General features: G+C 65.6%; 12 protein-coding genes. All 12 read right to left on the reverse strand.

Going from position 1 to position 14,387, the window contains the following annotated elements; all coding sequences use genetic code 11:
* Window positions 1-20 precede the first annotated feature (20 nt).
* The 12 genes from B0G69_RS04090 to rsmH are packed head-to-tail and all read right to left on the reverse strand — an operon-like array spanning window position 21 to window position 14,377.
* The gene (locus B0G69_RS04090) at window positions 21-773 is read right to left on the reverse strand and encodes a cell division protein FtsQ/DivIB (RefSeq protein ID WP_121315769.1); all 753 of its coding nucleotides are present in this window, start codon (window positions 771-773) and stop codon (window positions 21-23) included.
* Between the two features lie 24 nt (window positions 774-797).
* Window positions 798-1,739 carry a D-alanine--D-alanine ligase gene (locus B0G69_RS04095; RefSeq protein ID WP_121315770.1) on the reverse strand — a complete coding sequence of 314 codons (942 nt, stop codon included), beginning with the start codon at window positions 1,737-1,739 and terminating at the stop codon, window positions 798-800.
* Between the two features lies 1 nt (window position 1,740).
* Window positions 1,741-3,144 (reverse strand): UDP-N-acetylmuramate--L-alanine ligase, encoded by a 1,404-nt coding sequence (gene murC / locus B0G69_RS04100; RefSeq protein WP_121315771.1) that lies wholly within the window; start codon window positions 3,142-3,144, stop codon window positions 1,741-1,743.
* Window positions 3,141-4,259: an undecaprenyldiphospho-muramoylpentapeptide beta-N-acetylglucosaminyltransferase gene (gene murG, locus B0G69_RS04105; protein ID WP_121315772.1), complete on the reverse strand. Its 1,119-nt coding sequence runs from the start codon at window positions 4,257-4,259 to the stop codon at window positions 3,141-3,143. Before murG ends, murC begins: the two co-directional genes overlap by 4 nt.
* Complete coding sequence (gene ftsW, locus B0G69_RS04110; protein WP_121315773.1) at window positions 4,256-5,533, reverse strand: putative lipid II flippase FtsW; 1,278 nt, start codon at window positions 5,531-5,533, stop codon at window positions 4,256-4,258. The genes murG and ftsW overlap by 4 nt, the downstream gene beginning before the upstream one ends.
* A complete protein-coding gene (murD, locus tag B0G69_RS04115; protein ID WP_121315774.1) occupies window positions 5,530-7,044 on the reverse strand; it encodes a UDP-N-acetylmuramoyl-L-alanine--D-glutamate ligase in 1,515 nt (504 codons plus the stop codon). Before murD ends, ftsW begins: the two co-directional genes overlap by 4 nt.
* Before the next feature lie 30 nt (window positions 7,045-7,074).
* Window positions 7,075-8,244: a phospho-N-acetylmuramoyl-pentapeptide-transferase gene (gene mraY / locus B0G69_RS04120; RefSeq protein ID WP_063497428.1), complete on the reverse strand. Its 1,170-nt coding sequence runs from the start codon at window positions 8,242-8,244 to the stop codon at window positions 7,075-7,077.
* Window positions 8,245-8,261: 17 nt separating this feature from the next.
* Window positions 8,262-9,674 (reverse strand): UDP-N-acetylmuramoyl-tripeptide--D-alanyl-D-alanine ligase, encoded by a 1,413-nt coding sequence (gene murF, locus B0G69_RS04125; protein ID WP_121315775.1) that lies wholly within the window; start codon window positions 9,672-9,674, stop codon window positions 8,262-8,264.
* The gene (locus B0G69_RS04130) at window positions 9,671-11,218 is read right to left on the reverse strand and encodes a UDP-N-acetylmuramoyl-L-alanyl-D-glutamate--2,6-diaminopimelate ligase (RefSeq protein ID WP_121315776.1); all 1,548 of its coding nucleotides are present in this window, start codon (window positions 11,216-11,218) and stop codon (window positions 9,671-9,673) included. Before B0G69_RS04130 ends, murF begins: the two co-directional genes overlap by 4 nt.
* On the reverse strand, window positions 11,215-13,080 hold the full coding sequence (locus B0G69_RS04135) for a penicillin-binding protein 2 (RefSeq protein WP_121315777.1): 1,866 nt from the start codon (window positions 13,078-13,080) through the stop codon (window positions 11,215-11,217). Before B0G69_RS04135 ends, B0G69_RS04130 begins: the two co-directional genes overlap by 4 nt.
* The gene (gene ftsL, locus B0G69_RS04140; protein ID WP_121315778.1) at window positions 13,077-13,427 is read right to left on the reverse strand and encodes a cell division protein FtsL; all 351 of its coding nucleotides are present in this window, start codon (window positions 13,425-13,427) and stop codon (window positions 13,077-13,079) included. Before ftsL ends, B0G69_RS04135 begins: the two co-directional genes overlap by 4 nt.
* Window positions 13,424-14,377 carry a 16S rRNA (cytosine(1402)-N(4))-methyltransferase RsmH gene (rsmH, locus tag B0G69_RS04145; protein ID WP_121315779.1) on the reverse strand — a complete coding sequence of 318 codons (954 nt, stop codon included), beginning with the start codon at window positions 14,375-14,377 and terminating at the stop codon, window positions 13,424-13,426. The genes ftsL and rsmH overlap by 4 nt, the downstream gene beginning before the upstream one ends.
* Window positions 14,378-14,387: the final 10 nt, after the last annotated feature.

The raw sequence follows: 14,387 nt of genomic DNA on the forward strand, positions 1-14,387 counted from the left end.
TCATTGCGTGTGATGTCCGTTTACTTCTTGCCCTTGTCGGGTTCGCTGATAAAGCGCATGCCAGCCGCGCGAATCGCGAAACCGTTCGGATAGCGCAAGTCCGCATACTCGATATCCTTTCCCCAACGTTGCGTCACCGCGCTCCACGCCGCCGTCAGACGCTTGCTGCGATCGAGCAGCGTGTCCTGATTGCGTTCGCGTCCAAGTTCAACCTGCGTGCCGTTCGACAGCTTCACCGTCCACGCGTAGCGCGGCGACAGCGTCACTTCGTCCGGCGTCGCGCCCAACGGCGCAAACCACTTCTGGAAGTCGTGATAACGCGCGACCACCTCTTTTGCCGTGCCGTCCGGGCCGTCGAACGCGGGCAGGTCTTGTTCCAGCTCGCCCTGGTTCGCGGTGAACAGCTCGCCGTCGACGCTGACCAGCTGATCGCTGCCCCATGTTCCCAGCGGTTTGTACTCCTCGAGCGTGACAGCCAGCGCATTCGGCCAGACCCGCCGCACGCTCGCGTGACGCACCCACGGCATCTGCTCGAACGCCTGCCGCGCGACGTCGAGATCGACCGTGAAAAAGTTGCCCTTCAACCGCCCTACTACACCGGCGCGCACCGTCGGCGAATTGATGTGCTCGGTGTCGCCATCGATCTGGATTTCGCGCAGCGCGAAATTCGGGCGCTGGATCAGCCAGTAACCGCCCGCCGCCAGCAGCACGAGCACCAGCAACACATGCAATGCGTTGGTGGCGAAATTGAGCTGGCGAACGTTGTTCCACATGGTGTTGCTTTCGGGTCGCCCCGGTTAATCCTGCAGCGTCAGCGCCAACACGCCGACAACCAGTTCCTGATAGCTGATGCCCACCGCGCGCGCCGCTTTCGGCGGCAGCGAGTGATCGGTCATCCCAGGCGCCGTGTTCACTTCCAGAAAGTACGGATTGCCCTCGCCGTCGAGCATGAAATCGGCGCGGCCCCAGTCGGTGCAGCCAAGCACGTCGAACGCCCGGCGCGCCAGCACTTTCAGGCGCGCTTCCTCGTGCGCCGCCAGACCGCACGGAATCAGATACTGCGTGTCGTTGGCGATGTACTTCGCGTGGTAGTCGTAGAACTCGCCGGCCGGCACGATGCGGATCACCGGCAGGTCCAGGTCGCCCGCGATGCACGCGGTGTATTCGCCGCCGCCTTCGATGCTCTTTTCGACCACGACGATCCTGTCGTACTTCACCGCTTCGATCAGCGCGGCCGGCAATGCGTCCGCGTTCTTCACCTTGATTACCGCGACGCTCGATCCTTCGCTCGCCGGCTTCACGAAGAGCGGCAAGCCGAGCTTCGCGACGACGTCTTCCGCGCGCGCGGCATAGTCGTCGCCGCGCAGCACTGTTTCGAACGGCGGCGTCGGAATGCCGAGCTGCTGCCACACGAGCTTGGTGCGGAACTTGTCGAGACCCAGCGCCGAGCCGAGCACGCCGCTGCCGGTGTACTTGATGCCGTAGAAGTCGAGCGCGCCCTGAATCTGGCCGTTCTCGCCGTAGCCGCCATGCAGCGCGTTGAACGCGCGCACGAAGCCTTCTTCCTTCAACGCGGCGAGCGGGCGCTCGGCCGGATCGAACGGATGCGCGTCGACGCCAGCGTCGCGCAGGCCCTGCAACACGAGACGTCCGGAGTTGAGCGATACCTCGCGCTCGGCGGAATCTCCACCGAGCAGCACTGCCACTTTGCCAAATTGTTTGGGGTCGATACTGCTCATCTCACACCTTCAGTTCCTGCGCGAGGCGACCCGGCACACCGCCGATCGAACCCGCGCCCATCGTAATCACCACATCGCCGTCGCGCACCACGGCTGCGAGCGCGTCCGGCACTTCATCCACCGTATCGACAAACACCGGCTCGACCTTGCCCGCCACTCGCAGCGCGCGCGCCAACGCGCGGCCGTCCGCGGCGACGATCGGCGCTTCGCCGGCCGAATAGACTTCGGTCAGCACGAGCGCATCGACGGTCGACAACACCTTCACGAAATCCTCGAAGCAATCGCGCGTGCGCGTGAAGCGGTGCGGCTGGAACGCGAGCACCAGACGACGGCCCGGGAATGCGCCGCGCGCCGCCGCCACCGTGGCGGCCATCTCGACCGGGTGGTGACCGTAGTCATCGACCAACGTGTAAGCGCCCACGACCTCGCCCCCGGTTGCAACCGGTACTTCGCCGTAGCGCTGGAAGCGCCGGCCCACGCCGTTGAAATCCGCGAGCGCTCGCTGGATATCGGCATCTTTCACTTCAAGTTCAGTCGCGATCGCAATCGCGGCCAGCGCGTTCTGCACGTTGTGCTCACCGGGCAGGTTCAGCACGATGTCGAGCGGCGCCGCATCTTCGCGCATCGCGGTGAAATGCATCTTGCCGCCGCGCGCCTCTACGTTCACCGCGCGCACTTGCGCGTCCGGCGCGAGACCGTAACGGATGATCGGCTTCGACACGAACGGCAGAATCTCCTTCACGTTCGGATCGTCGACGCACAGCACCGCGATGCCGTAGAACGGCAGACGGTGCGTGAACTCGATGAACGCCTGCTTGAGCCGCGCGAAGTCGTGGCCGTAGGTGTCCATGTGATCGGCGTCGATGTTCGTGATGACCTCGATCACCGGAAACAGGTTCAGGAACGACGCGTCCGATTCGTCCGCTTCGGCGACGATGAAGTCGCCCGTGCCGAGTCGCGCATTCGCGCCCGCGCTGATGAGCCGCCCGCCGATCACGAAGGTCGGATCGAGCCCGCCCGCAGCCAGCACGCTCGCCACCAGCGAAGTGGTCGTGGTCTTGCCGTGCGTGCCGGCAATCGCGATGCCCTGCTTCAGGCGCATCAGTTCCGCGAGCATCACCGCGCGCGGCACGATCGGAATGCGGCGATGACGCGCGGCCAGCACTTCGGGGTTGTCGCTGCGCACTGCCGTGGAAACCACCACCGCGTTCGCGCCTTCGATGTTCTCGGCCGCGTGACCGATCGCAATGCGCGCGCCGAGCGCGGCGAGGCGATCCGTGATTGCGTTGCTCGACAGATCCGAGCCGCTTACCTGATAGCCCAGGTTGACCAGCACCTCCGCGATGCCGCTCATGCCGACACCGCCGATGCCGACAAAGTGAATGTGTTTGACGATATGTTTCATTGCTTTCCTTCTGGGCTCGCGCCCGAAATCGAACCCGCCACGGTCGCGCAAATCTGCGCGACCTGCTGCGTGGCGTCGGGTTTCGCGAGCGAGCGCGAACGCTCCGCCATTTCCGCGAGCGTTTCCCGCGTCTGGCTGCGCAACCAGTCGGCGAGTGTGTCCGCCGACAGGTCACGTTGCTGCACGACTAGCGCCGCGCCGTTATCGGCGAGAAACGCTGCATTGGTGGTCTGGTGATCGTCTACTGCATAGGGGAACGGCACGAAAAACGCCGCCACGCCTACCGCCGAAATCTCCGACACCGTCATCGCGCCGGAGCGGCAAATCACGAGGTCGGCCTTCGCGTACGCGCTCGTCATATCGTCGATGAACGGCACGAGTTCGACCTCGGCTCCGCTTTGCAGACCCGCTGCCGCGTAGTTCTCGCGCAGCGCGTCGATATGCTTCGCACCCGCCTGATGCACGATGTGCGGCCGTTCGTTCGGCTCGAGCAGCGCGACCGCGCGCGGCACCACTTCGTTCAACGCCGCCGCGCCGAGACTGCCGCCCACCACCAGCACATTCAGCGGACCCGTGCGTTGCGCGTAGCGTGCTTTGGGTGCAATCGCGCGCGCAAGTTCCTCACGAATCGGATTGCCGGTCCATTCACCGTGCGGCAGCGCGTTCGGAAACGCAACCAGCACGCGTTTGGCGAGCTTCGCGAGCACCTTGTTGGCGAGGCCCGCAATCGAATTCTGTTCATGCAGCACCAGCGGACGGCCGCTCAACGCGGTCATCAATCCAGCCGGGAACGTGATGTAGCCGCCCATGCCGAGCACGACGTCCGGCTTCACGCGACGCAGCACGGAGAGGCTCTGCGTGCACGCGCGCAGCAGATTCAGCGGCAGCATCAGCTTGGTCTTCAGACCTTTGCCGCGCAGTCCGCCGAAGCGCACGTATTCCATCGGGATGCCGTGCTTCGGCACCAGCGTCGCTTCCAGGCCCGCGGGGTTGCCGAGCCACACGACCTTCCAGCCCCACGCCTGCATCAGATGCGCGACCGCGAGCCCCGGGAACACGTGTCCTCCGGTGCCACCGGCCATCACCATCAGCGTGCGTTGGTGGAGAGCGGTCATACTTTGCCCCCACGCATCAACACACGATTCTCGTAATCCACGCGCATCAACACAGCGACCGCGACACAGTTCAGCAAAATGCCCGAGCCGCCGTAGCTCACGAGCGGCAGCGTGAGACCTTTAGTGGGCAGCAAGCCGAGATTCACACCCATGTTGATAAACGTCTGCGCGCCGAACCAGATGCCCACGCCCTTCGCGACGAGACCCGCGAACGTGCGGTCGAGCGCGAGCGCCTGACGGCCGATCTCGAACGAGCGGCGCACGATCCAGTAGAACATCAGGATCACGACCAGCACGCCGACGAACCCGAGTTCCTCGCCGATCACCGCGAGGATGAAGTCGGTATGCGCTTCCGGCAGATAGTTGAGCTTCTCGACGCTGCCGCCGAGCCCCACGCCGAACCACTCGCCACGCCCGAACGCGATCAGCGAGTGCGTCAATTGATAGGCCTTGCCCTGCGCGTAACGGTCGTCCCACGGATCGAGGTACGCGAAAATCCGCTCGCGACGCCACGGCGACGCCCACACCAGCAAGCTGAACGTGCCGACCGCCGTGGCGACGAGACCGCCGAACAGCTTGCCGTTCACGCCGCCGAGGAACAGCACGCCCATGGCGATTGCCGCGATCACCATGAACGCGCCCATATCCGGTTCGAGCAGCAGCAACGCGCCGACGAGACCGACCGCGACCGCCATCGGCAGAAAGCCCTTGGCGAAGCTGTGCATGTATTCCTGCTTGCGCACCGTGTAATTCGCCGCGTAGATCGTCACCGCGAGCTTCATGATTTCCGACGGCTGCATGTTCGTGATGCCGAGCGGAATCCAGCGGCGCGCACCGTTCACGCCCTTGCCGACGTGTGGGATCAGCACGATCACCAGCGCGACGAGCGAGATCAGGAAGAGCTTCGGCGCGTACTTGTCCCACGTCGAAATCGGGATGCGGAACGACACGACGCCGACCACCGCGCCCATCGTCACGAAAATGATCTGGCGCACGAGGAACGCGTAGTCGCGATACGACGCGTACTTCGGCGAGTCGGGCATCGCGATCGATGCCGAATACACCATCACGACGCCGAGTCCGAGCAGTGCGACGACGACCCACAGCAGCGAGTGATCGTAGTCGAGCATCCGCGAACGCAGCGGACGCACACCGTTGACGGCGCTCGCGAGCCCGCTGCCGCCCGTGCGGCCCGCCATGCGCGCCGCTCCACCCGAGCCGCCCGCATCGCCGGCAGCCGCCTCTCGCGAACCGAAACGTTCCGACCAGCTCATATCATCGTCCCCCGTTCGGCCGCGATGTCTTCCACCGTGCTGCGAAACACGGCGGCACGGTGTGCATAACCCTTGAACATGTCGAAGCTCGCGCAAGCCGGCGAGAGCAGCACGGCGTCGCCCGGTTGGGCCAGCGCGGCGGCGGCACGCGTCGCTTCTTCGAGCGTGGCGTGATCGGTCATGGCGATGCCGCAGTGTTCGAGCGCCGCGCGAATCAGCGGCGCGTCACGGCCGATCAGCATCACCGCGCGGCACCAGCGCATCACCGGCGCGGCGAGCGGCTCGAACGCCTGGCCCTTGCCGTCGCCGCCAGCGATCAGCACCGCGCGCTGCGCGAGGCCGTCGAGCGCGGCCACCGTCGCACCGACATTGGTGCCCTTGCTGTCGTCCACGTAGTCGATACCGTCGATCGACGCGATCAACTCCACGCGGTGCGGCTCGCCATGGTATTCACGCAGACCGTGCAGCAACGGCGCGCCCGGCAAGCCGATCGCGCGCGCGAGCGCATACGCGGCCAGCGCGTTCGCGGCGTTGTGCAGGCCCCGGATGCGCAACGCGTCGGCGGGCATCAGACGCTTGAGCGCGATGTCCGGCGGCGTCGCCACTTCGTTCTTGCGACGGCGCTTCGGCGTGGGCTCATCGCTCGCGTCGCGATCGTGTGCTTCGACGAGCCAGATCATGCCGTTCTCGCGCAGCAAACCGTAGTCGCCGTCATTCTTCGGCTCGGTGACGCCGAAGGTGATCGTGTCCGCTTCGCTGTCGCCCGAGGGTGCGAGCGACATCACGCGCGAGTCATCGCGGTTCAGCACACGCACGGTCTGTGTACCGAAGATGCGGCCCTTCGCGGCGGCGTACGCATCGAGCCCGCCGTGCCAGTCGAGGTGGTCCTGCGTGATGTTCAATACGACTGCCGCATCCGGCGAAAACGTGTGCGCGGTTTCCAGCTGGAAGCTCGACAGTTCGAGCACCCACACGTCGGGCAGCGCTGTGTGCTCGATCGCTTCGCTGAGCTTGTCGAGCAAGGCCGGGCTGATGTTGCCGGCCACCGCGACCTTCTTGCCGGCGCGCTCGCACAGCAGGCCGGTCAGGCTCGTGGTCGTGGTCTTGCCATTGGTGCCGGTGATCGCGATGACTTTCGGTGCGTAGCCGCTTTCGCCGAGCGTCTTCAACGCCTGCGAGAAGAATTCGAGTTCGCCCCACACGGGGATGCCCTGTTCGCGCGCCGCCGTGATCAGCGGCAACAGGTCGGCGGCGAGCGGCGAAAGGCCCGGGCTGATCGCGACCAGCTCCACCCCTTCGAGCAGCACGGGCGAAAACGGGCCGCCGACGAAATCGGCGTCGACGCCGTGCGCTTCCAGCGCGGACAGGTTCGGCGGCACTTCGCGCGTGTCGGCCACACGCAGCCGACAGCCGTGCCGCGCGCACCAGCGCGCCATCGCGAGACCGGATTCACCCAGTCCCAGCACGAGCACCATCGGCTTTTGCCGATCCCGAAACTTCTCGCCGAACATCGCTTGCTTTCCCTTAACTTCGACTATTGCTTAACGCAGCTTGAGCGTGGACAAACCAAATAGACACAACATCAACGTGATGATCCAGAAGCGCACGACCACCTGCGTTTCCTTCCATCCCGACAGTTCGAAATGGTGATGCAGCGGCGCCATCTTGAAGAGACGCCGCCCTTCGCCGAACCGGCGCTTGGTGAATTTGAACCACGTGACCTGCAACATCACGGAGAGCGTCTCCGCGACGAAAATGCCGCCCATGATGAACAGCACGATTTCCTGACGCACGATCACCGCGACCGTGCCGAGCGCGCCGCCGAGTGCGAGCGCGCCGACGTCGCCCATGAACATCTGCGCCGGGTGCGTGTTGAACCACAGGAACGCGAGCCCCGCGCCGCCCATCGCCGAACAGAAGATCAGCAATTCACCGGCACCGGCGATATGCGGAAACAGCAGGTACTTCGAATAGACCGAGCTGCCCATCACGTACGCAAACACGCCGAGCGATGCGCCGACCAGCACGACCGGCATGATCACGAGACCGTCGAGACCGTCGGTGAGATTGACCGCATTGCTCGCGCCGACGATCACCAGATACGTCAGCACGATGAAGCCCCACACGCCGAGCGGATAGCTGATCGACTTGACGAACGGCAGCAACAGGTCGGCGCGCGCGGGCAAGCCCATCGACAAGCCGCTGCGCACCCACGCCATGAACAGATCGAACACGCGCACATTGCTCGCTTCCGACACGCTGAACGCGAGATACACCGCCGCGAACAGACCGATCACCGACTGCCAGAAATACTTCTCGCGCGAGGACATGCCGCGCGGGTCCTTGTAGACCACCTTGCGATAATCGTCGACCCAGCCGATCACACCGAAACCGAACGTGACGAGCATCACGATCCAGATGAAACGGTTGGTCAGGTCGGCCCACAACAGCGTGGCCACGGCGATGCCGAGCAGAATCAGCACGCCGCCCATGGTCGGCGTGCCGGATTTGACGAGGTGAGTCTGCGGGCCGTCTTTGCGGACGGCCTGCCCGACCTTCATCGCGGTCAGCTTGCGAATCACGGCCGGGCCACAGACGAGCCCGATCAGCAGCGCGGTGATGGTCGCCATCACCGCACGGAAAGTCAGATAACTGAACACGCGCAGGAAGCTTGCGTCATTCTGCAGCCATTGCGCCAGCGCCAGTAGCATGCTTCGGTCCTTCTATTTCAATGTGCGGCGGGCGTCGAGCCCGCTGCGCTGGGTTGTGGACTCGTTACGGCGTCCACCACGCGCTCCATTTGCATGAAGCGCGAGCCTTTCACGAGAAACGTTGCGGCAGCGCCGAAACCGGCCTGCTGCAATTGCGCGATCAACGTGCCGACGTCGGCCACGTGATGCGCGCCCGCGCCGTATGCGCTGCAGGCGTCGCGCGAAGCGTCGCCCATCGCATACAGCGCGTCGATGCCGCGCTCTTTGGCGTACGCACCGATTTCGCGGTGAAACGCCGGACCGTTGTCGCCGACTTCGCCCATGTCGCCCATCACCAGCACGCGCGGTGCCGCGCGCGAGGCGAGCACGTCGATCGCGGCGCGCATCGAGTCGGGATTGGCGTTGTAGGTGTCGTCGATCACGGTGGCGCCGGCGAGCGCGCCGAGCACGGCCTGCTTCACCTGCAAGCGGCCTTTGACGGCGCCGAACGATTCGAGGCCGCGCCTGATCGCGTCGAGCGACACGCCCGCAGCCAGCGCGGCGGATGTCGCCGCCAACGCGTTGTGCGCGTTGTGGTCGCCGAGCACTTGCAGCGTGACGTCGAGATGGCCTTCGGGCGTGTCGATGCTCAGTTGCTTGCCGTCGAACGCGCCCGTCACCGCTGCTTCGGTCGCGCGGCCATCGTTGTTCAACGCGAAGTCGATGATGCGGTTGCCGGTTGCCGCTACGCGCCAGATGCTCGCGTAGGCGTCGTCCGCCGGGAAAACCGCGACGCCTTCTGGCTTGAGTGCGTGAATCACGCTCGCGTGTTCGAGCGCGACCGCTTCGACGGTCGCCATGAACTCCTGATGCTCGCGCTGCGCGTTGTTCACCACGGCCACCGTCGGCTCGGCGATTTTTGCGAGCAGCGAGGTTTCATCCGGATGGTTCATGCCGAGTTCGACCACCGCCAGTTGATGCGCGGCGTGCAGACGGAACAGCGTGAGCGGCAAGCCGATGTCGTTGTTGAAGTTGCCCGCGGTCGCAAGACGCGCGTGATCGCCGACGGCGGCGGCGAAGATCGACGCGATCATTTCCTTGACCGTGGTCTTGCCGTTGCTGCCCGTCACCGCGACGAGCGGCATGCCGAACCGGCGACGCCAGCCGCGCGCGAGCGCGCCCAGCGCGACGCGCGTGTCGGCCACGCGAATCGCGGGCACGCTCCAGCCGTCCGGCGTGCGCGTGACGAGCGCGGCCGTCACGTTGCGCGCGGCGACTTCCGGCAGGAAATCGTGCGCGTCTAAACGCTCGCCCTTGATCGCGACGAACAGATCGCCGGGACCGGCGCTGCGGCTGTCGGTCGACACGCGTTCGAATGCGACGCCATCGTCGCCGAATGCGGTTGCGCCGGGAATCAGCGCGGCGGCTTCACGCAGCGTGAACATGCTCATTCGCCACCTCCGCGTGCATGCGTCGCCCGCGCGGCGAGCGCGAGGCGGGCGTGGTCCTGATCGGAGAAAGCGCGTTTCTTGCCCATGATTTCCTGTGTTGCCTCATGCCCCTTGCCGGCCAGCACGATGACGTCTTCGCGCGCGGCGCCGCGGATCGCTTGCAGGATCGCGCTCGCGCGGTCCTCGATGCGGCGCGCCTTCGACGCGTCCTTCATGCCCGCGGCGATCTGTTCGATGATCGACTGCGGGTCTTCGCTGCGCGGGTTGTCGCTGGTCACGACGACGCCGTCCGCGAATCGCTCGGCGATCGCGCCCATCAGCGGACGCTTGGTCGCGTCGCGGTCGCCGCCGCACCCGAACATGCAGATCAGTTCGCCGCCGCGCGCGGCCGCCATCGGGCGCAGCGCGTCGAGCGTTTTTTCGAGCGCGTCCGGCGTGTGCGCGTAATCGATTACAACGAGCGGCTCGTCGTTCTGCAGGCGGCCACCGAGGCGTTGCATGCGGCCGTTCACCGATTCGAGCTTCGCGAGTTCGGCGAGTGCGGCATCGAACGGCACGTCGGCGGCGAGCAGCGCACCGAGCACGCCGAGCAGATTGCTAACGTTGAACGCGCCGAGCGTTTGCACTTCGACTTCGGCGTTGCCCCAGTCCGACGTGTTCAGCTGGAATGCGGTGCCGGTGGGGGTTGCGCGTATGGTCGATGCGAGCAGCAGCGCGTCGGCTTGCGGCGCGTCCTGCAGTGCGGCGTCGAGACCGTAGGCAATCGTGCGCGCGTGGCGCCGCGTGCTGGCGAGCAGACGACGGCCGGCGGCATCGTCGCGATTGATCACGGCCGCGCGCAGGTCGGGCCACGCGAACAGACGCGCCTTCGCCGCCTCATAGGCGTCGAACGTGCCGTGATAGTCGAGGTGGTCTTGCGTGAGATTCGTGAACACGGCGATGTCGAACGCGGTGCCGTTCACGCGCCCCTGATGCAGCGCGTGTGACGACACTTCCATCGCCACCGCCTGCGCGCCCGCCTCGCGCAATTGCGCGAGGCTGCGCTGCAGTTGCGGCGCGTCGGGGGTCGTGAAACCGGTGTGCACGAGCTGGCCAGGCAAACCGGTGCCGAGTGTGCCGATGATCGCGCAACGCTGGCCGAGCGCGGTCAGCGCCGCCGAGATCCACTGGCTGCACGAGGTCTTGCCGTTCGTCCCGGTGATGCCGACCGTCAGCATGCTGTCGCTCGGGTCGTCGTACCAGCCGCTCGCGATCGAACCGGCGAGTTCGTTCAGCGCCGGCACGGCGAGCGCGATGGACGCATCGATCGCGCCGCCGAAGCCTTCGGGCTGAACCAGCACCGCGGCCGCGCCACGCTCGATCGCGCCGTCGATGAACGGGCGGTTGTCCGCGCCATCCACCGCGTAGGCGAAAAACACGTCGCCGGCCGCGAGCGAGCGCGTGTCGGCATGCAGATGCGCGTCTGGCTGCACGCGGGCGTGCAGCCAGGTGAGGGCGTCGGCGATCTGCCGGTGCGCTGGGTGCTTGGTACGCAGCGCGCTCATCGCTCGACTCCGGGGTGGCTCTTCGCGCTGGCGGAAATCGTCATCTTCTTCGCGCCGGCGCTGGTGGAAATCTTCCTCGCGCCCGGCGGCGTAGCCGGCGCGCCGGCGGCGGCCGGCGCCGGATCGTCGGACACGACCATCTGCTTGACCGGCATGTCCGGCGGCACGTTCAGCGAGCGCAGCGTATCGCCGACGATGCCCGAGAACACCGGGCCCGACACCTGGCCGCCGAAGTGGCTGCCCGCCGTCGGTTCGTCGACGGACACGGCCACGACGATGCGCGGATTCGGCATCGGCGCCATGCCGACGAACGAGGCGCGGTATTTGGAGTGGTCGTAGCCGTGCGCACCATGCTTATACGCGGTACCGCTCTTGCCGCCGACGCGATAACCCGGCACCGCCGCATCGGGCGACGTACCGCCGGGCGCCGTCACGGTTTCGAGCATGGCGCGCATTTCACGCGCGGTGGTCGGCGCGAAAATCTGCGGGCCGGTGGCCGGCTGGTCGCCTGGGGTGCGGAAAATCGACACCGGCATGATCTCGCCGTCATGCGCGATCGCGGTGTACGCGCGGCCCAGCTGGAACAGCGACACCGACAGGCCGTAGCCGTACGACATGGTGGCCTGCTCGATGCGGCGCCAGCTTCTCCACGGACGCAGACGGCCCGCCGCCGCGCCGGGGAAACCGACCTTCGGCGCCTGGCCGAGACCGATGCTGGTGTACATGTTCCACATCTCTTCGGGCTTGAGCTGCATCGCGATCTTCGTCGCGCCGATGTTGCTCGACTTCTGGATTACGCCGCCCACCGTCAACACGCCGAAGCCGCTGTCGTCGGTAATCGGTGCGCCATCGAGCACAAAGCGGCCCCCTCCCGTATCTACCAGTGTAGTCGGCGTCACGCGGTGCAGATCGAGCGCGAGCGACACCGTGAACGGCTTCATGATCGAGCCCGGCTCGAACGTATCGGTCAGGATGCGGTTGCGCAACTGGTCGCCGGTCAGGTGCGTGCGGTCGTTCGGGTTGTAGGTCGGATAGTTGACGAGCGCGAGCACTTCGCCGGTGCGCACGTCGACCACCATCGCCGCGCCGGCCTTCGCCTTGAACTTCTCGACGGCCGCTTTCAGGTTCGTGTACGCGATGTACTGAATCTTGCTGTCGATCGACAGATCGACATCCTGGCCGTTGTGCGGCACGACCTGCTCGTCCACATCCTCGATGATGTGGCCCATTCGGTCCTTGATCACGCGCCGGCTGCCCGACATGCCGGCGAGCAGCTTCTGGTCGCCGAGTTCGACGCCTTCCTGGCCTTCGTCCTCGACGTTCGTGAAGCCGATCAGGTGAGCCGTGATCTCGCCTTCCGGATAGAAACGCTTGTATTCGTCGCGCGCATAAATGCCGGGGATGTTTAGCGCCGTCACTTTCGCAGCGACGTCGACCGGCACCTGGCGCTTCACGTAGACGAAGTTCTTGTCTTCCGACAGCTTGCGGCGCAGTTCTTTGTTCGTCATGCCGAGCAATTGCCCGAGCGAATTCAGCTTGTCCGCGCCGAGGTCGTCCGGCACCGATTCGGGAATCGCCCAGATCGCGCGCACCGGCAGGCTCGTGGCGAGCACGAGACCGTTGCGGTCGAGAATCTTGCCGCGCGTAGCCGGCAACTCGAGCCGGCGCTGATAGCGGATTTCACCCTGCTTCAGATAGAACGCGTTGCCCGGCCCCTGAATCCAGAAGGCGCGCGCGGCCAGCGCGACGAACGCCATGAACAGCAGGAACACGACGAGTTTCGAGCGCCACATCGGCAGACGCACGGACAGGATCGGATTGGCCGAAAAGGCCACGCTCTTGCGAGCCGACGATTTTTTCATCGCACGCCTCCGCGACGGGTCGCCGCCGGCGCGGACGCCGGACCGGATGTCGGAATCGGCGCGTCCTCGGCGCGCGCGGCGCCCGCACCGAGCGTCAGATATTGCGTGCGGCCGGTCGTGACTGATTGCATCTTCAGCGAGGCGGTGGCGAGCTGCTCGATGCGCGAGGTCTTGGAGAGCGCGCTCTGCTGATATTGAAGCTGCGAATAGTCCTGCTGCAGCTGGCGCTCCTGCGATTGAGCGCGCTGCAACTGGATGAAGATCTGCCGCTGCTGGTTGGTCGCATTGACGACCGACAAGGCGCAACCCATCACGATGATCAGCAGGAAGATGTTGAGACGATTCATGGCGCGATCCGCTCCGCCACACGCATCACGGCAGAACGGGCGCGCGGATTCGCGGCGACTTCAGCGTCGCTCGCGAACACGCGGCCGATGATTTTGAGCGGGGGGCTCGGCAAATCGACGGCGCGGATCGGCAGACGGCGATCGACCGCAGGCGCACTGGCGTGCGCCTGCATGAATCGCTTGACGATCCGGTCCTCGAGCGAATGAAAGCTGATGACCACCAGCCGCCCCCCTTGCTCCAGCAGCGACAACGCTGCTTCTAAAACGACTTGCAGCTCCGCAAGCTCTTGATTGATGTGAATCCGTATAGCTTGAAAGGTGCGGGTTGCCGGATCCTTGCCCTTCTCACGGGTTTTGACGACGTTAGCCACGATTTGGGCAAGCTCGCCCGTGCTGACGAGAGGCCCAAGACGGTCGGACTCTGCCCGGCGAGCAACAAGCGCCTTTGCAATCTGAAAAGCAAACCGTTCTTCCCCATAATCTCGTATCACCTCCGTCAGTTCCTGCACCGTGGCCCGCGCGAGCCAGTCAGCGGCAGACTCGCCGCGCGTCGGGTCCATCCGCATGTCGAGCGGGCCGTCGGCGCGGAAGCTGAAGCCCCGCTCCGGATCGTCGATTTGCGGCGACGATATGCCCAGATCCAGTAAAACGCCCGACACCCGTCCTACCCCGCGCTCCGCAATCGCGGTGCGCAGTGAAGCAAAACTCTCGTGCACGATGCCAAAGCGCGAATCCGCGATCTGCTGCGCCGTGGCGATGGCGAGCGGGTCCTTGTCGAACGCGATCAGACGCCCCGACTCGCTCAGCCGCTCCAGCACGAGGCGGCTATGACCGCCGCGCCCGAACGTACCGTCCACATACACGCCGTCCGCGCGCGTGACCAGCGCATCGACCGCTTCATCCAGCAGCACCGTGCGATGCTGCAATTCGTTTCCCATCGCAGGTGCCATATATGTAAGC

The sequence above is a fragment of the Paraburkholderia sp. RAU2J genome, from assembly GCF_003634845.1.
Lineage (GTDB): Bacteria > Pseudomonadota > Gammaproteobacteria > Burkholderiales > Burkholderiaceae > Paraburkholderia > Paraburkholderia fynbosensis.